This is a genomic window from Micromonospora sp. WMMA1976, from assembly GCF_027497335.1.
Taxonomy (GTDB): Bacteria; Actinomycetota; Actinomycetes; order Mycobacteriales; family Micromonosporaceae; genus Micromonospora; species Micromonospora aurantiaca.
This window is the reverse complement of sequence record NZ_CP114912.1, coordinates 3,135,256-3,151,399: the sequence shown is the minus strand read 5'-3', so window position 1 is coordinate 3,151,399 and position 16,144 is coordinate 3,135,256. Positions and strand designations below refer to the sequence as shown.

Here is a 16,144-nt window from a genome sequence, read left to right as displayed (position 1 = left end):
AACCGCAGTCCCGGGCGGTCGTCAGGAGCGTTTCGATGGACAACCGGCACGATGACGCCGAGCAGCGGGACCCACGCCCCGAGTCCTGGAAGGTCCGGTCCCCGCATCGGATCTTCAGCAAAGCCCGAGTCGCGCCCTCGCCCCTGCCGATCCCGAAACCAGTGCCCTGGCTGGTCCTCGGAACTCTCAGCACGGTGACGCTGCTTCTGGCACTCGGTGGCCTTGCGCGGTCCGCTGCCGTCCCGGCGGATCACAGTGGTTGGGGGTTCCTGGAGCCGTTCCGCCTTCTTCTGATCGGCGTGGCTCGTGCCTTCGGCAACCCGCCCACTGAGCTGTGGCAACGGCTCGGGATCCTGATCCTGTTCCTGGCGGCCTTCGTCGCGTGGCGCAACTTTCGCCGTGAGTGGCTCGCACACCGCCCCGGGGCGGTCGACGTGCGTGACTTCGAGAATGCCGCGGACGCGAAAGACACCGGCCGGGCGGCGTACCTGAAGAGCCGGTTCTGCCGTCAGCTCGCCACCACCAGCATCTACCCGCCATATGCGGGCCCGACGACTCTCCCTGCGCAGAACTTCCTCGATGTCCTCGGCGAGGAGCCGGGAACGTTGACGAACCCGTTGGCGGTCCTGCCCAAGTTCATGGCACGGCTCTGGCCTCGGACGGGTTACATGATCAGGGCAACTCTCCAGGAGCGGAAGCAGGAGCCCTGTTGCGGCGTCTCGGTCACGGTCACGTCGTTCGCGGGTGCCACAGGCAGTGCGACGACTACCGAGTGGGGCATGACATGGGAAGACGCAACCTGTAAGGCGGCCTACTGGACGATGGCCAAGATCCTGCCAGTGACCCGCCTGGCTGATGAGGCGCCGTGGCGGACGTGGCGGCTCCGGGACCTGCCGACCGGACTCTTCGAGGCGTACAACGAGGCCAAGAAGCGGCACGACGAGCGGCGTCTCGACGACGCGCTCTGGTGGTATCGGGAAGCCCTTCGCCTGGACCCCTTCAACTCCGATATCCGCATGATGGTGGCCAGCGTTCAGGAGGACCTGGGTCTGTTCCTCGCCGCCCTGGACACGTACCACGGCGCGCTCTGCCTCGGTGAGTTGGAGAGCCGCTACACCGCCTCACTCTGGACCCGCAGACGAGATCGGTGGAGGCACCCGTTCCGCTACCCCATCTCGATGCTGTGGGCCATCCGTCGGCGCCGGGAACTCATTCGCCTGCGCTATTGTCAACGCCGGCTGAACTTTGACCCCTCTGTTCCGGCCGAATTTTGACCCCCTCGTTGGTTGTTGATGTTCAGTCGTTGGTCTTGGTGGCTGCGGGGACGCGGCCGAGGTCGCGGTCTTTGAGTCGGTAGCTGTCGCCCTTCATCGAGATCACCTCGGCGTGGTGAACGAGGCGGTCGATCATGGCTGCGGCGACGACATCGTCGCCGAACACTTCGCCCCAGCGGCCGAAGGGCTTGTTGCTGGTGACGATCAGGGTGGCTCGTTCGTAGCGGTTGGAGACGAGCTGGAAGAACAGGTTCGCGGCTTCGGCTTCGAAGGGGATGTAGCCGACCTCGTCGACGATCAGCAGCGGGATCCGGCCGAGTTTGACCAGTTCGTCTTGCAGGCGGCCGGCGTGGTGGGCATCAGCCAGGCGGGACACCCACTGGGCGGCGGTGGCGAACGCGACCCGGTGTCCTGCCTGGCAGGCCCGGATCCCGAGGCCGATGGACAGGTGGGTTTTGCCGGTGCCGGGCGGGCCCAGGAAGACGACGTTCTCTCGGCCGGTGATGAAGTCGAGGGTTCCCAGATGGGCGATGGTCTCCCGCTTCAACGACCGTTGGTGGTCGAAGTCGAACTCCTCCAGGCTCTTGCGGGCCGGAAACCTGGCTGCCCGGATGCGTCCTTCTCCGCCGTGGGCTTCGCGGGCGGCGACCTCGCGTTGCAGGCAGGCGGCGAGGAACTCCTCATGCGTCCACGACTCTGCCCGGGCCCGCTCCGCCAGGCGCTCCACCGACGCGGCCAGGGACGGCGCCTTCAGGGCACGGGTGAGGAACGCGATCTCGGATGCGACGTTGCGGCTGGTCTTGGCGGCCATCACGCAGCCACCTCGTCCAGGCCGAACATCCGGTCGTAGTCGCTCAACGGCCGGCGTTCGACTTGGGCGTCGACGGCGGCCGTCGGGGTGCGTTGGGCGGCGATGCGCAGATCGGCGGCGGCTTGGCGGTGGGCGGGGTCGGTGATGCTCTGATGCTTGGCCCAGCAACGGTCGTGCCGGGCCACCGGTCGGCCGTCGCAGAGCACCGTCACGTGGTCGCAGTCGGCGGTGACCTCGACCCGCCGGCCGACCACTGACGGGTGCACCGAGTAGTCGTTGCCGTCCAAGCGGACGTAGTGATCGCGGGGCAGCCGGGTGGCCTGCCGCCACCCGACCACCGGCGCGACCGGCGGCAGCGGCAGCATCACCTGCCGGTCGGCGTCCCACCGCTCCGCCGGGCGGCAGCCCAGCATCCGGTGCTGGCGGTTGTTCGCCCGCACCAACCACTCGGACAGCTGAGCGTTGAAGTCGCCGGGTGAACCGAACCGGCGTCCGGGCAGGAACGAGGTCTCCAGATAGCCGTTGGCCCGTTCGACCAGGCCCTTCGATTCCGGGTCCGCCGGCCGGCACTGGATCACCTTGATGCCGAGGGTGCCGCGGAAGGCGTTCATCGCCTCGGTCAGCTGCGGCCTGCCGGCCCGCCACTGCCCGACGGCGGACTCGTTGTCCCACACCAACGCCTTGGGCACCCGCCCCCAGCCGGAGATCAGCGTCCAGTGTCCGACCAGCAGGTCCGGCGACTGCCGCGACGGGATCATCACCGCAGACAGCCACCGCGAATACCCCGACACCATCACCAGCACCGGCGGCCGACCGACCTGCCCGAAGCCCAACGGCACGTCCGCCGGCGGGAACCACAGATCACACTGCGCCAGCTCACCCGGCAGATACTCCGTCCGCTGAGCCGGATCCGGCCGGCGGAACAACGGCCGCAGCTGCTGCACCCGATCAGAGAACACCGTCTTGCCGCGAGTCCACCCGACCCGCTCCATGATCACCGTCGTCGGCATGTCCGGGAACTCCGCCAACAACGCCCTGATCTGCGGCTCCACCGCGTCCACGATCGAACCCTTCGCCGCCCGCTGATAGCGAGGCGGCTCATGACTGGCCAAAGCCTTACGCACCGTGTTCCGCGAGACCCCCAGCCGACGGCAGATGGCCTTGATCGCCATCCGCTCCGCCCGGTACAACCGACGGATCTCCGCCCAGTCCTCCACGCTCAGCACCTCCCGATGCTTCCGGAAGGGGTCAAAATTCAGCCGGAACCACGGGGTCAGTTTTCAGGCGGAGCCGACAGCTATCAGTACGCGAAGACTCTGGCGTACTCGGAACGCACCGTGGAGGACTGGTTCGCCACCGATGCCGTCGGCGAGCGGAAGGTTCTCCGTGACCAGATCAAGGATCGGTTGATCGCGGCCTTCGTGGGTCGGTACTGGCCGTTGTTGTCTTCCTTTCGCGATGCAGCGGACCGTGCCGAGGCGCAGCGGCAGGTCAAGGAGATGCTGGGCACTCCGGCCACCGCTCGGGTGCTGCTCAACCTGGCCGCGCTCCAGGAGTTTCACCGGCTGCACGAGGACGCATTGCTGGCGTGGTTGGTCCCCGGTACCCGCTCCGAGGTGACCAGGGGCGCGCTTCGCTTCGCGCGGGACGTGTGGGCGCCGCTCCGGCTCGCCCGCGCCGTACATGATCTGGCCCAGGACCAGCTCACTGTTGCGGGTGTCGAGGTCGGCTGGTTCGCCGAGCAGAGGCTGGTCGCGATGCGGAACCTGCGACCCTGGTGGCCACGACGCCTGTACCGGCGAGTCGAGACGATGGTGGGGAGTTGGCCCGTCCAGCCGGTGTTGCTTCGCGACGCAGTCGCCCGCGCGCAGCGTCGTCATCGGCTCGGCCCGGGACGGCTTGGCTACCTGGACTACTACCAGGCGGCGACTGCCTATGCCTACGGCCTGTACGGCTATCTCCCTGTTCCCCCACCGAGCCCGGAGGCGGAGGTGGCTCCGATTCCTCCCGGCGATCTCGGCGAGGACCGGCGTCAGCACCTGCTGACCGAGTACGCGGTGATCGAACTCCAGGCCGCTCTGGCCAGCGCTGGAAGCAAGGTAGCCGGGCAGGTCTCGCTGCAGGCCACCACGCAGACCGGTGTGGCCTCACGGCTGCGCAGTTGGATCGCCAGCAGTGACCCGGACTTCGGTCGCCTCCGCGGCAGTGACGAGTTCCGGTTCCTTCAACTGGACCTGTACCAGCCGATGCGATCGGTCCTGCGTCGCCCCGAGAACGTCACCCGTATCCGGATCGCGGCGTACGTCAAGAAGCTGCTCCACGACGGGGCGGCGCTGCTGGAGCAAAACTGGCACCAGCGCTGTGAGCCACCGTGGCCAGGGGATGTCCACGATCTGATCAAGTGGCTCGACGTGGACGACCGGACATGGCGCCTGCTGGCGAGGATGGCGGAGGACCGCGCTTGGTACTGGCTGCACCGGGCGGAGTTCTGTCGCCTCGTCACCGAGGCGGTGGAGCTTGTGTACGTCGCGGATCTCCGCTTCCCGCCACCCGTGCCGGTGTTCGACGAGTTGGTCATCGAGAAGCCGGACGGCCTGGAGTCGCTGTCTCGACGCGACGAATCCGTCGAAGCCCGGGTGGATGAGCTGACCCGGCACGTGGACGAGGTCGTCCAGCAGGTGGGCCGCGTGACCGCGAAGCTGAGCGCCGCCACCGCAGAGTTCGGCCTGGCGACCTTGAGGCGGGTCGATGCGGAAGGAGACCGGCCGGGCGTCGAGCACCTGCGCGCGGTCTGCAGCCGGCGTGCCGCGCACTGGCAGCGGGTTGTCGACATCCTGTCCGATGATCGGCTGCGGGTCGAGTTCGTCGATCCGGTGAACATCCAGCTCGAGCCCTGAACGGAGGTGTGCCCGCGCGTCCTCGTCGTGGGGTCCTCCGCTGAGGGTTGTCGGTGCCTCTCCCCTGCTCCTGGTACGGCGGTCAGGCGCCGACGTAGTCGGCCAGGTGTTCGCCGGTGAGTGTGGACCGGGCCGCCACGAGATCCGCCGGGGTGCCCTCGTACACGATCCGGCCGCCGTCGTGACCGGCGCCCGGGCCGAGGTCGATGATCCAGTCGGCGTGTGCCATGACGGCCTGGTGGTGCTCGATCACGATGACGGACTTCCCGGCGTCGACGAGCCGGTCGAGCAGGCCGAGCAGTTGGGCGACGTCGGCCAGGTGCAGGCCGGTGGTGGGTTCGTCCAGGACGTACACGCCGCCCTTGTCCCCCATCCGGGTGGCGAGCTTGAGGCGTTGCCGTTCGCCGCCGGACAGCGTGGTCAGGGGTTGACCGAGCGTGAGGTAGCCGAGGCCGACGTCGGCGAGCCGGTCGAGGATGGTGTGTGCGGCCGGGGTGCGGGCGTCGCCGTCGCTGAAGAACGTCTCGGCTTCGTCGACGGACATGGCGAGGACCTCGCTGATGTCGCGTCCGCCGAGGTGGTAGTCGAGGACGGCGGGCTGGAAGCGCTTGCCTTCGCAGTCCTCGCAGGTGCTGGCGACGCCGGCCATCATGCCGAGGTCGGTGTAGATGACGCCGGCGCCGTTGCAGGTCGGACAGGCGCCTTCGGAGTTGGCGCTGAACAGGGCGGGTTTGACGCCGTTGGCCTTGGCGAAGGCTTTGCGGATGGGGTCGAGCAGGCCGGTGTAGGTGGCGGGGTTGCTGCGGCGGGAGCCGCGGATGGCGGTCTGGTCGATGCTGACGACGTCCTCGCGTTTGGCCAGTGAGCCGTGGATGAGGCTGCTCTTGCCGGAGCCGGCGACGCCGGTGACGACGACCAGGACGCCGAGGGGGATGTCGACGTCGACGTCGCGCAGGTTGTGGGTGCGGGCGCCGCGGATCGGCAGGGCGCCGGTGGGCGTACGCAGCTTGTCCTTGAGGGTGGCGCGGTCGTCGAGGTGGCGGCCGGTGGTGGTGCCGCTTTCGCGCAGGCCGGCGACTGTGCCTTCGTAGCAGATGGTGCCGCCGGCGGTGCCGGCGCCGGGGCCGAGGTCGACGACGTGGTCGGCGATGGCGATGGTCTCGGGTTTGTGTTCGACGACGAGGACGGTGTTGCCCTTGTCGCGGAGTTGGAGCAGGAGGTTGTTCATGCGGGCGATGTCGTGCGGGTGCAGGCCGATGGTGGGTTCGTCGAAGACGTAGGTGACGTCGGTGAGGGACGAGCCGAGGTGGCGGATCATCTTGGTGCGCTGGGCCTCGCCGCCGGAGAGGGTGCCGGCGGGGCGGTCGAGGCTGAGGTAGCCGAGGCCGATCTCGACGAAGGAGTCGAGGGTGTCCCCCAGTGCTTTGAGCAGCGGGCCGACGGAGGGTTCGTGGAGGTCGCGTACCCAGGTGGCGAGGTCGCTGATCTGCATGGCGCAGGCGTCGGCGATGTTGATGCCGTTGATCTTCGAGGAGCGGGCTTCGGGGGCCAGGCGGGTGCCGTCGCAGTCGGGGCAGGTGGTGAACGTGATGGCGCGTTCGACGAAGGCGCGGATGTGCGGCTGCATGGCGTCGACGTCCTTGGCGAGCATCGACTTGCTGATGGCGGGGATGAGACCGGTGTAGGTGACGTTGATGCCGTCGACTTTGATCTTTGTGGGTTCCTTGTGGAGCAGGTCGCTCAGCTCGCGTTTGGTGTAGTCGCGGATGGGCTTTTCGGGGTCGAACAGGCCGCTGGAGCGGAAGATGCGGCCGTACCAGCCGTCCATGCTGTAGCCGGGGATGGTGATGGCGCCCTCGTTGAGGGAGAGCTTCTCGTCGTAGAGGACGGTGAGGTCGAAGTCGGTGACGGCGCCGCGGCCCTCGCAGCGGGGGCACATGCCGCCGAGGCGGTTGAAGGTGCCCTTCTTGGTCTGGGTCCTGCCGGGGCCGCGGTCGACGGTGATGGCGCCGGCGGCGCGGACGGAGGGGACGTTGAAGGAGTAGGCGTTGGGTGGGCCGATGTGGGGGTCGCCGAGGCGGCTGAACAGGATGCGGAGCATGGCGTTGACGTCGGTGGCGGTGCCGACGGTGGAGCGGGGGTCGGCGCCCATGCGTTCCTGGTCGACGATGATGGCGGTGGTGAGGCCTTCGAGGACGTCGACTTCGGGGCGGGACAGGGTAGGCATGAAGCCCTGGACGAAGGCGCTGTAGGTCTCGTTGATGAGGCGCTGGGACTCGGCGGCAATGGTGCCGAAGACCAGTGAGCTCTTGCCGGAGCCGGAGACGCCGGTGAAGACGGTGAGGCGGCGTTTGGGTATCTCGACGTCGACGTTGCGCAGGTTGTTCTCGCGGGCGCCGTGGACGCGGATGATGTCGTGGCTGTCGGCGTGGTGCAGGCCGGTGGTGGCCTTGCTCATTGTGCTCTCCGTCCGGTGGTGCGGGTGTCAGTCGAGCCAGCGGCCGTCGCGCATCAGGGTGCGGCCGGGTAGTTCGTCGGCTTCGCGCCAGGCCTGGATGCGGTGTGGGGTGATGCGGTACCAGTGGTAGGGCGTGGTCAGGGTACGGGGGTCGAAGCCGGTTCGGGTGGCGAAGCGGTCACCTCGGTCGGTGGGCAGGGCGTCGATGGTGAGGGTTTCAACGTGGCCGTCGATCATGGTGACGTCGCGGGTGGGGCCGAGGCCGACGCGGGCGTGGCCGCCGGCGAGGTTGCGGCCGGTGGGGCTGTCGGCCGGGGTGGCGACGAGCAGGGTGTGGCCGTCCCAGTCGAAGGACAGGGGCACGAGGTACGGGGTGCCGTCGGGGCCGGCGGTGGCGACCCAGCAGTCGACGTCGTGGTCGAGGCGGTGGGTGGTGTCGTGGCGCCGCTGGGCGCGGGGGCGGGGCGCGTCGGTCACGGGTCAGCGCTGCTCGTTGATGCGGATGAGGTTGCCGGTGGGGTCGCGGAAGGCGCAGTCGCGGACGCCGTAGGGCTGTTCGGTGGGTTCCTGGACGACGTCGGCGCCGCTTGCCTGGAGGCGGTCGAACAGGCCGTCGAGGTCGTCGGTGGCGAGGGTGAGTGCGCCGTAGCTGCCCTTGGCGATGAGTTCGAGGATGGTGCGGCGTTCGTCGTCGCTGATGCCGGGGTCGACGGCCGGTGGGTGCAGGACGATGCCGGTCTCGGGCTGGTTGGGTGGGCCGACGGTGAGCCAGCGCATGGTGTCGCCCTGGCCGACGTCGTTGCGGAGTTCGAAGCCGAGGGTGTCGCGGTAGAAGGCGATGGCGGTGTCGGCGTCGGTGTGGGGCAGGAATGCGTAGTGAATGGTGATCGTCATGGTGGTCACGCTAGTGGTGGTCGGCCGGTGCGGGCTTCTCGATTCCTGATCGGTCGGGTGGCTTGTTTGGTGAGGCAGGGTGGTGGTTCGGCGGTGTCGGGGGCGTGGCGGGCGCGGTAGGCGCTGGGTGGTTCGCCGACGAGTTCGGTGAAGCGGGTGCTGAAGGTGCCCAGGGACTGGCAGCCGACGGCGAAGCAGACGTCGGTGACGCTGAGGTCGCCGCGGCGCAGCAGGGCCATGGCGCGTTCGATGCGGCGGGTCATGAGGTATGCGTACGGGGATTCGCCGTAGGTCTGGCGGAACTGGCGGCTGAGGTGGCCGGCGGACATGTGTTCGCCGCGGGCGAGGGCTTCGACGTCGAGGGGTTTGGCGTATTCGCGGTCGATGCGGTCGCGGACGCGGCGTAGCCGGGTGAGGTCGCGCAGGCGCTGGGCGAACGCGGGGTCGTCGGTTGCCGGGTGCGGTGGCACGTCCGCATCCTGCCTGGTGGGCGGTGGGGTCGTCCACCTGTTCGAGCGGCGAGTCGCCGCCGGGGTGCACCCGGGCGGCGGGTGCACCCGCGCTGTCGGTCAGCGCAGCCGGCGAGCGGTGAAGCGGGTGGGTGGGTCGGCGATGGCGTCCTGGGTGGCGACGATCTGCAGTTCGCGGGTGCCGGCTTCGAGTGTGGCCTCGAGTACGGCGTAGATCGAGTTGGTGGTGCGTTCCAGGGCGGTCTGTGGTGAGCCGGTGGTGGCGAGGTGGGCGAGGTAGAGGGCGGCGGTGACGTCGCCGCCGCCGTTGGGTGCGATCGGCAGCAGCGGGGTGGTGACGGCCCAGGCGCCGTCGTCGGAGACGGCGACGACTTCCAGGTGGCCGGCGGGCAGGTCGCCGTGCAGGACGCTGGTGACCAGGACGTGCCGGGGGCCGGTGGCGCGGACGGCGTCGACGGCGGCGAGCAGGTCGTCGATGGTGTCTGTGGTGCGGCCGGCGAGGAACTCCAGCTCGAACTGGTTGGGGGTGACGATGTCGGCGCGCGGGACGACGGTGTCGCGGAGGTATTCGGGGATGCCGGGGCGGACGAACATGCCGCGGCCGACGTCGCCCATGACCGGGTCGCAGCAGTAGAGGGCGGCCGGGTTGGCGGCCTTGACCTGGGCGACGGCGTCGAGGATGACGGCGCCGACGGCGGGGTCGCCCTGGTAGCCGGAGAGGACGGCGTCGGCGGTGCCCAGTACGCCGCGGTCGGCGATACCGGCGATGACGTCGGCGACGTCGGTGGGGGCGAGCAGGGGGCCGCGCCAGGCGCCGTAGCCGGTGTGGTTGGAGAAGTGCACGGTCAGGACCGGCCAGACCTCGTGTCGGAGGCGTTGCAGTGGGAACACGGCGGCGGAGTTGCCGACGTGGCCGTAGGCGACCGACGACTGGATGGACAGGATCTTCACCTGGTCATCGTCGCATCTCCGGACGGGCGTGACCGCTGGTGGTGGGGTGATGACGGGCCGGGACGGCGGTGACCGTTCGGCTCAGGGTTTCGACCGCCGGGCGCGGGGCGGGTTTGGGCGCAGCGTGCGGTGGGGGCATGAACTCCGGTGTTCTCGCCTTCTGGACGGAGGAAGCGTTGATGCTTTCCGCACTCGATCGTCGGCACACCGTCGCGCCGCCGGGGTACAGCCGCTGGCTGATACCTCCGGCGGCGCTGGCGATCCATCTGTGCATCGGGCAGGTGTACGCGACGAGCGTGTACAAGAACTCCCTGATTGCGCATTTCGACACGAGTCAGACGGCGATCGGGGTGATCTTCAGCATCGCGATCGTGATGCTGGGGTTGTCGGCCGCGGTGGCCGGTACGTGGGTGGAGGCGAACGGGCCGCGTAAGGCGATGTTCGTCTCGGCGTGTTTCTGGGCGGCGGGGTTCCTGGTCGGGGCGCTGGGCATCGCGACCGGGCAGCTGTGGCTGCTGTATCTGGGGTACGGGGTGCTGGGCGGGATCGGTCTGGGAATCGGGTACATCTCCCCCGTCTCCACGTTGATCAAGTGGTTTCCGGACCGGCCGGGTCTGGCGACCGGGCTCGCGATCATGGGATTCGGTGGTGGGGCGATGGTGGCCTCTCCCCTGTCCCGGCAGCTGCTGTCGTTCTTCGACTCGGGTTACGACCCGTCGAACAGCGGTTCCACGGCGTCGGGTTCGGCACTGGTGTGGCTGTTCGTCACGCTCGGCGTCGGCTACTTCGTGATCATGATGTTCGGGGTGTTCAACGTGCGGGTCCCGGCGCCGGGCTGGCGGCCGGCCGGTTTCGACCCGGCGACGGTGGCGGAGAAGCCGCTGGTGACGACCGCCAACGTGTCGGCGGCCAACGCGGTGAGGACGCGGTCGTTCTGGCTGCTGTGGGTGGTGCTGTTCTGCAACGTGACGGCGGGTATCGGCATCCTGGAGCAGGCCAGCCCGATGATCCAGGACTTCTTCCGCGACAACGGGACCTCGGCGGTGTCGGTGGCGGCGGCCGGCGGGTTCGTGGGAGTGCTGTCGCTGTTCAACATGGCGGGCCGGTTCGTGTGGTCGTCCACGTCGGATCTGATCGGCCGCAAGCCGATCTACGTGGTGTACCTGGGTGTGGGCATGGTGCTGTACCTGCTGCTGGCGCTGGTGGGGCAGACCTCGACGGCGTTGTTCGTGCTGCTGGCAGCCGTGATCCTGTCGTTCTACGGTGGCGGGTTCGCGACCATTCCGGCGTACCTGCGGGACATGTTCGGCACGTTCGAGGTCGGCGCGATCCACGGCCGGCTGCTGACCGCGTGGTCGGCGGCGGGCGTGGCCGGGCCGCTGATCGTCAACGCGTTCCTCGACGCGCAGGGCGAGCCGGGCACGCTGACGGCGGCGGCGTACCGGCCGGCGCTGTTCACGATGGTCGGGGTGCTGGCGGTGGGTCTGGTGGCGAACCTGCTGGTGCGGCCGGTGCCGCAGCGCTACCACGAGCCCGCGTCGGGGCGGGACGAGACGGTGCAGGGGACCACGGAGAGGAGCGGATCGTGAACGAGCGCAGCGGAGGCGGGCAGCAGGTCCGCCTGGTGGTGTCGTGGCTGGTGGTGTCGGTGCTGCTGGGCTACGGGGTGGTGCAGACGCTGATCACGGCGGCGAAGCTGTTCACCCGGTAGGAGACGCGACGCGGCGGCCTGGGGGCGGGAAACCCCCGGGCCGCCGCCGGGTCAGAGACCGCCGCCGACGCGCAGGACCGCGCCCGTGGTGTACGAGGCGTCCGGGCCGAGCAGGTGCGCGATCGCGCCGGCGACCTCCCCGGGTTCGCCGGCGCGGCCCATCGGGATCCGCCCGGCGGCGCTGTCCGGGCGGTCGGGCACGCCGGAGCGGGCGTGGATCGTGGTGCGGATGATCCCGGGGGCGACGGCGTTGACGCGGATGCCGTGCGGCGCGAGTTCCTTGGCGAGCCCGACGGTGAGGGTGTCGGTGGCGGCCTTGACTGCGGCGTAGTGGATGTACTCGCCGGGCGAGCCGAGCGTGGCGGCGACGGAGGAGACGTTGACGATGGCGCCGCCGCGGGTGAGCCGCCGGGCCGCCTGCTGGGCGCACAGCACGTACCCGATGAGGTTGACGTCGACGACCTCGCGCAGGTCCTCGACGCGCAGGTCGGTGAACGGGCCGATCGGGCTGGTGACGCCGGCGTTGTTGACCAGGCCGGTGAGCGGGCCGAGCCGGTCGGCGGCGTCGAAGATGCGGCGTACCTGGTCGGGGTCGCATGTGTCGGCGGCGACGGTGACCGCGCGGCGGCCGGCGGCGCGCACGTCGGCGGCCACGGATTCGGCGGCGGCGTGGTCAGCGCGGTAGCCGATGACCAGGTCGTGGCCCTCGGTGGCGAGCCGGCGGGCGGTGGCCGCGCCGATGCCGCGTCCTCCCCCGGTGACGATGGTGACGGAGGTCAATGCCCTTCTCCCCTGTCGTGCGGTGGGGGCGACGTTACCGTGGGCGGGACCATCCGGGGTGGAGAGGACTGTCACATGGGGCGCGCGTTGGTGCTGGGTGGCGGCGGGGTGACCGGGGTGGCCTGGGAGCTGGGTCTGCTGGCCGGGCTCGCCGGGCACGGCCTGCGGCTGGACGAGGCGGACCTGGTGGTGGGCACGTCGGCCGGGTCGGTGGTCGGGGCGCAGGTGCGTTCGGGTACGCCTCTGGCGGAGTTGTACGAGGCGCAGCTGCGGCCGCCCCGCGAGGAGGTGCCGGCGCGGCTCGGGACGGGCGTGCTGTTGCGCTGGGCGTGGGCCGGTGGGCGGGGCCGGGACGCGGCGCGGGCCCGGGCGCGTATCGGCGCGATGGCGTTGTCGGCGCGTACCCCGTCGGAGCAGTCGCGGCGGGCGGTGATCGCGGCCCGGTTGCCGTCACCGCAGTGGCCGGCGGCGCGGTTGCTGGTCACCGCCGTGGACGCGGCCTCCGGCGAGTTCGTGGTGTTCGACGCGGACGGCGGGGTGCCGCTGGTGGACGCCGTCGGCGCGAGTTGCGCGGTGCCGGGGGTGTGGCCGCCGGTGACTGTCGGCGGCCGGCGCTACGTCGACGGTGGGGTCCGCTCGCCGGTGAACGCGGATCTGGCGGCCGGGTGCGATCGGGTGGTGGTGCTGGCGCCGACGCGCGCGGCGGTGGGGCCGATGCCTCGGCTGGCGGCGCAGGTGGCGGCGTTGCGGGAGGCGGGGGCGCGGGTGGCGGTGGTGTCGCCGGACCGGGCGGCGCGGACGGCGATCGGCCGTAACGTGCTGGACCCGGCGCGGCGGGCGGCGTCGGCGCGGGCCGGGTTCGCGCAGGCCGACGCGGTGGCCGCCGAGGTGGCCGGGGTGTGGCGGTGACCGCGATCAGGAGCCGCTGATCAGGCGCGCCAGCCGCCGGTTGAGGTAGCGCTGTTCGGGCAGGCTGCCGGTGAGCCGGGCGGCCAGCCGGTAGTGCTCGGCGGCGGCCTGCGGGTCGCCGCGGAGTTCCAGCAGGTGCGCGCGCACGGCGTGCAGCCGGTGGTGGCCGCGCATCGCCGGGTCGGCCAGCAGCGGGTCGAGCAGGGCCAGCCCGACGGCGGGGCCGTGCGCCATGGCCACCGCGACGGCCTGGTTGAGCGTGACGAACGGGCTGGGGGCGACCCGGCTCAGCATGTCGTAGAGGACGCTGATCTGCAGCCAGTCGGTGTCGCCGAAGGCCGGCGCCTCGGCGTGCACGGCGGCGATGGCCGCCTGGAGCTGGTAGCGGCCCACCGGGCCGTGGGGCAGGGCCCGGCCGAGCAGCGTTACGCCCTCGTCGATGAGGTCGCCGCGCCAGCGGGAGCGGTCCTGGTCGGCCAGCGGTACGAGGTCACCGGCGGCGTCGGTACGGGCCGCCGACCGGGCGTGGGTGAGCAGCATCAGCGCCAGCGCGCCGGTGACCTCGTGGTGGCCGGGCAGGGCGGCGTGGACCTGCCGGGTGAGCCGGATCGCCTCCTCGGCGAGTTCGACGTCCAGGAGCTGGTCGCCGGAGGTGCGGGTGTAGCCCTCGCTGAACACCAGGTGACACACGTCCAGCACGGCGGCCACCCGGTCGGGCAGCGCGTCCGGTGGCGGCATGGTGAACCGGGCGCCGGCCTCGCGCAGTGTCGCGCGGGCGCGGCTCAGCCGCTGCGTCATGGTCCGGGCCGGAACCAGGTAGGCCGCGGCGATCTGCTCCACCCGCAGTCCCGCCACGGCGCGCAGGGTCAGCGCGACCTGGGAGGGGCGGCTCAGCGCCGGGTGGCAGCACAGGAACAGCAGCCGCAACGTGTCGTCGGCGCCGGTCACGGGCGTGTCGTCGTCGACGGGCGGTACCACGCCGGCGCCGGGTTGCCGGCCCGCGTCGAGCCGCTCGCGGCGGGTTCGGGCCGCCTCGGCGCGCATCCGGTCGATCAGCCGCCGCGAGGCGACCTGGATGAGCCAGGCGCGGGGTTCGTCGGGGACGCCGGTGAGCGGCCACCGCGCGGCTGCGGCTTCCGCCGCGTCCTGGAGGGCGTCCTCGCAGGCGTCGGGGTGCCCGTAGCGGCGCAGCAGCGCGGCGCGGACGTGCGGCGCCTCCCGGCGCCACACGTCCGCGAGGGGCGTGGCGTCACTGATCGGAGCCGCCCGGCCACATCAGGGGCCGCAGCTCGACGGTCTCGCCCGGGCCGGCGAACTTCGCGGCGACGGCCTCGGCGCGGGCCTGGTCCTCGACGTCGATGAGGAAGAAACCGGCGAGGTGTTCCTTGGCCTCGGAGTACGGGCCGTCGGTGGCCAGCGGTGCGCCGTCGCGCCACCGGTAGAGCCGGGCGGTGCGGGGGTCGGCGAGCGCCTCGCCGACGACCAGTTCCCCGTTGGCGTGCAGCTCGGTCATCACCTGCTCGAAGTCGGCGTTGAGCCGGTCGCGTACCTCGGCGGGAAGCTCCTGGTGGGCGGCGAGGTATTCGGAGGTGGGGTGGCCCCACGGCTCCGGGTTGGAGTGGATCATGATCACGTACTTCACTGTCGGTCCTTCGCGTCGTGCGGCGGTGCCTCCCCGCCGCTCGCCCGGTACGACGGAGCGGGATCGCCGATGTCTACATATCCTCGCGTCATGAGTGACGCGGTTGGTGTCGGTGACCTGGTCGAGGATTTCACGCTGCCGGACGAGACGGGTACGCCACGGCGGCTGTCGGAGTTCCTGGCCGCCGGTCCGGTGGTGCTGTTCTTCTATCCGGCGGCGATGACGCGGGGCTGCACGGCGCAGAGCTGCCACTTCCGGGACCTGGCGGCGGAGTTCGCGGCGGTGGGCGCGTCTCGGGTGGGGATCAGCCGGGATCCGGTGCAGCGGCAGGCCGAGTTCGCCCGCCGGCACGGGTTCGACTATCCGCTGCTGTCCGACGCCGACGGGACGGTGGCGCGGGCGTTCGGGGTGCGGCGGCGGTTGCCGCTGGGCGCGCTGAGCACCCGGCGGATGACGTTCGTGATCGGCACCGACCGGCGGGTCCTCGCCGTGGTGCACAACGAGCTGAACATGAACGAGCACGCCGACGCGGCGTTGCGGGCCCTCGGGGGCTGATCATCGCGGTGTCGCAGCCGGCTGGTATCAAGGCTGCGTCAAACAGGTGTACGGAAGAGGGCGTGATGGCGGGTCAGGGTTTGTCCACTGACGAGGTTCAGGGAATCCGGGAGGCCCTTGCGGCGGGCCGCAAGCCCCGGGTGGTGTTCACCGAGGCGGCCGGGCAGATGGCCGGGCAGCTCGGGCAGGTGGTGGAGCTGACCGACCCGGCGGCGTCGGAGGAGTTCGTGGTGGTGCGGTTCGGCCGCGACGAGCTGCCCTTCTCCCCCGCCGACGTGGCGATCGCCCCCAAGGGCGCCGGGCGGCGTCCGGCCGCCGAGGCGAAGCCGGAACCGGAGCAGCCACCGGCGGCCCCGCCGGAGCCGGAGTTCGTGCTGGACACGCCGCGGGTGCCGGCGCCGCGGCGGGAGGAGCCGAAGGCCGAGCAGCCGGCGGCGGAGCCGAAGCCGGCGAAGCGGGCGGTGAAGGCCGCGAAGCCGAAGACGCCGCCGGGGCTGACCGTCACCCTCGCGTACGCCGAGGGCGAGTGGACGGTGGCCGCGCAGCAGGGCACGAAGGCGCTGGCCCGGCCGTACGTGGTGAAGCCGGCCGAGGCGCTGCGGATGGTGGCGCTTGTCGACGTGCCGGGGGTGCAGGAGGCGGTGGAGCAGATCCTGGCCGCCGAGCGGGCCGAGGCCGAACAGCAGGCGGAGAAGCTGCGCGCCGAGCTGGCCGAGATCGAGGCGCGGCTGGCGGAACTGCGCGAGGCGCGCTGACCCCGGAACGCCCCGCGGGGCCGGTGCGACCCCCTCG

The 16,144-nt window shown here is 70.9% G+C and carries 17 protein-coding genes; 7 read left to right on the top strand and 10 right to left on the bottom strand.

Annotation, left to right across the window (positions count from 1 at the left end):
• The first annotated feature begins 35 nt into the window (after positions 1–35).
• On the top strand, positions 36–1,274 hold the full coding sequence (locus O7546_RS14550) for a hypothetical protein (protein ID WP_281601083.1): 1,239 nt from the start codon (positions 36–38) through the stop codon (positions 1,272–1,274).
• A 22-nt stretch (positions 1,275–1,296) separates the two neighbouring features.
• Here O7546_RS14550 and istB read toward each other — a convergent pair whose 3' ends face one another.
• The gene (gene istB / locus O7546_RS14545) at positions 1,297–2,085 is read right to left on the bottom strand and encodes an IS21-like element helper ATPase IstB (protein ID WP_281600163.1); all 789 of its coding nucleotides are present in this window, start codon (positions 2,083–2,085) and stop codon (positions 1,297–1,299) included.
• The gene (gene istA, locus O7546_RS14540) at positions 2,085–3,311 is read right to left on the bottom strand and encodes an IS21 family transposase (RefSeq protein ID WP_281600164.1); all 1,227 of its coding nucleotides are present in this window, start codon (positions 3,309–3,311) and stop codon (positions 2,085–2,087) included. Before istA ends, istB begins: the two co-directional genes overlap by 1 nt.
• A gap of 111 nt (positions 3,312–3,422) precedes the next feature.
• On the opposite strand from istA, the gene O7546_RS14535 reads away from it, so the two are divergent.
• A complete protein-coding gene (locus O7546_RS14535) occupies positions 3,423–4,982 on the top strand; it encodes a hypothetical protein (RefSeq protein WP_281601082.1) in 1,560 nt (519 codons plus the stop codon).
• Positions 4,983–5,064: 82 nt separating this feature from the next.
• On the opposite strand, the gene O7546_RS14530 is transcribed toward O7546_RS14535, so the two are convergent.
• The 5 genes from O7546_RS14530 to pdxY form a co-directional block, all read right to left on the bottom strand.
• Entirely contained in the window at positions 5,065–7,440 is a 2,376-nt protein-coding gene (locus O7546_RS14530) for an excinuclease ABC subunit UvrA (RefSeq protein WP_281601081.1), read from the bottom strand.
• 27 nt (positions 7,441–7,467) lie between these two features.
• Complete coding sequence (locus tag O7546_RS14525) at positions 7,468–7,917, bottom strand: pyridoxamine 5'-phosphate oxidase family protein (protein WP_281601080.1); 450 nt, start codon at positions 7,915–7,917, stop codon at positions 7,468–7,470.
• Between the two features lie 3 nt (positions 7,918–7,920).
• Entirely contained in the window at positions 7,921–8,334 is a 414-nt protein-coding gene (locus O7546_RS14520) for a VOC family protein (RefSeq protein ID WP_194803376.1), read from the bottom strand.
• Between the two features lie 5 nt (positions 8,335–8,339).
• A complete protein-coding gene (locus O7546_RS14515) occupies positions 8,340–8,804 on the bottom strand; it encodes a helix-turn-helix transcriptional regulator (protein WP_013286348.1) in 465 nt (154 codons plus the stop codon).
• Positions 8,805–8,903: 99 nt separating this feature from the next.
• Positions 8,904–9,755 (bottom strand): pyridoxal kinase PdxY, encoded by an 852-nt coding sequence (pdxY, locus tag O7546_RS14510; RefSeq protein WP_194803377.1) that lies wholly within the window; start codon positions 9,753–9,755, stop codon positions 8,904–8,906.
• 179 nt (positions 9,756–9,934) lie between these two features.
• Between pdxY and O7546_RS14505 the strand changes: the two genes are divergently transcribed.
• Both O7546_RS14505 and O7546_RS14500 read left to right on the top strand, forming a co-directional pair.
• Complete coding sequence (locus tag O7546_RS14505; protein ID WP_269696988.1) at positions 9,935–11,344, top strand: OFA family MFS transporter; 1,410 nt, start codon at positions 9,935–9,937, stop codon at positions 11,342–11,344.
• Positions 11,341–11,466, top strand: coding sequence for a hypothetical protein (locus O7546_RS14500; RefSeq protein WP_255533244.1), 126 nt, complete (start codon positions 11,341–11,343; stop codon positions 11,464–11,466). Before O7546_RS14505 ends, O7546_RS14500 begins: the two co-directional genes overlap by 4 nt.
• Before the next feature lie 51 nt (positions 11,467–11,517).
• Here O7546_RS14500 and O7546_RS14495 read toward each other — a convergent pair whose 3' ends face one another.
• Positions 11,518–12,246, bottom strand: a complete 729-nt coding sequence (locus tag O7546_RS14495) for an SDR family oxidoreductase (RefSeq protein WP_269696987.1) — start codon at positions 12,244–12,246, stop codon at positions 11,518–11,520.
• A 75-nt stretch (positions 12,247–12,321) separates the two neighbouring features.
• Between O7546_RS14495 and O7546_RS14490 the strand changes: the two genes are divergently transcribed.
• The gene (locus O7546_RS14490; protein WP_194803379.1) at positions 12,322–13,155 is read left to right on the top strand and encodes a patatin-like phospholipase family protein; all 834 of its coding nucleotides are present in this window, start codon (positions 12,322–12,324) and stop codon (positions 13,153–13,155) included.
• A gap of 6 nt (positions 13,156–13,161) precedes the next feature.
• Here the strand turns inward: O7546_RS14490 and O7546_RS14485 are convergent, their stop codons facing one another.
• Entirely contained in the window at positions 13,162–14,385 is a 1,224-nt protein-coding gene (locus O7546_RS14485) for a DUF6596 domain-containing protein (protein WP_269696986.1), read from the bottom strand.
• Between the two features lie 19 nt (positions 14,386–14,404).
• Positions 14,405–14,797: a YciI family protein gene (locus O7546_RS14480; RefSeq protein WP_194803381.1), complete on the bottom strand. Its 393-nt coding sequence runs from the start codon at positions 14,795–14,797 to the stop codon at positions 14,405–14,407.
• Positions 14,798–14,887: 90 nt separating this feature from the next.
• Here O7546_RS14480 and O7546_RS14475 point away from each other — a divergent pair, with 90 nt between their 5' ends.
• The gene (locus tag O7546_RS14475; protein WP_194803382.1) at positions 14,888–15,352 is read left to right on the top strand and encodes a peroxiredoxin; all 465 of its coding nucleotides are present in this window, start codon (positions 14,888–14,890) and stop codon (positions 15,350–15,352) included.
• Between the two features lie 65 nt (positions 15,353–15,417).
• Positions 15,418–16,107, top strand: coding sequence for a hypothetical protein (locus O7546_RS14470; RefSeq protein WP_194803383.1), 690 nt, complete (start codon positions 15,418–15,420; stop codon positions 16,105–16,107).
• Positions 16,108–16,144 lie beyond the last annotated feature (37 nt).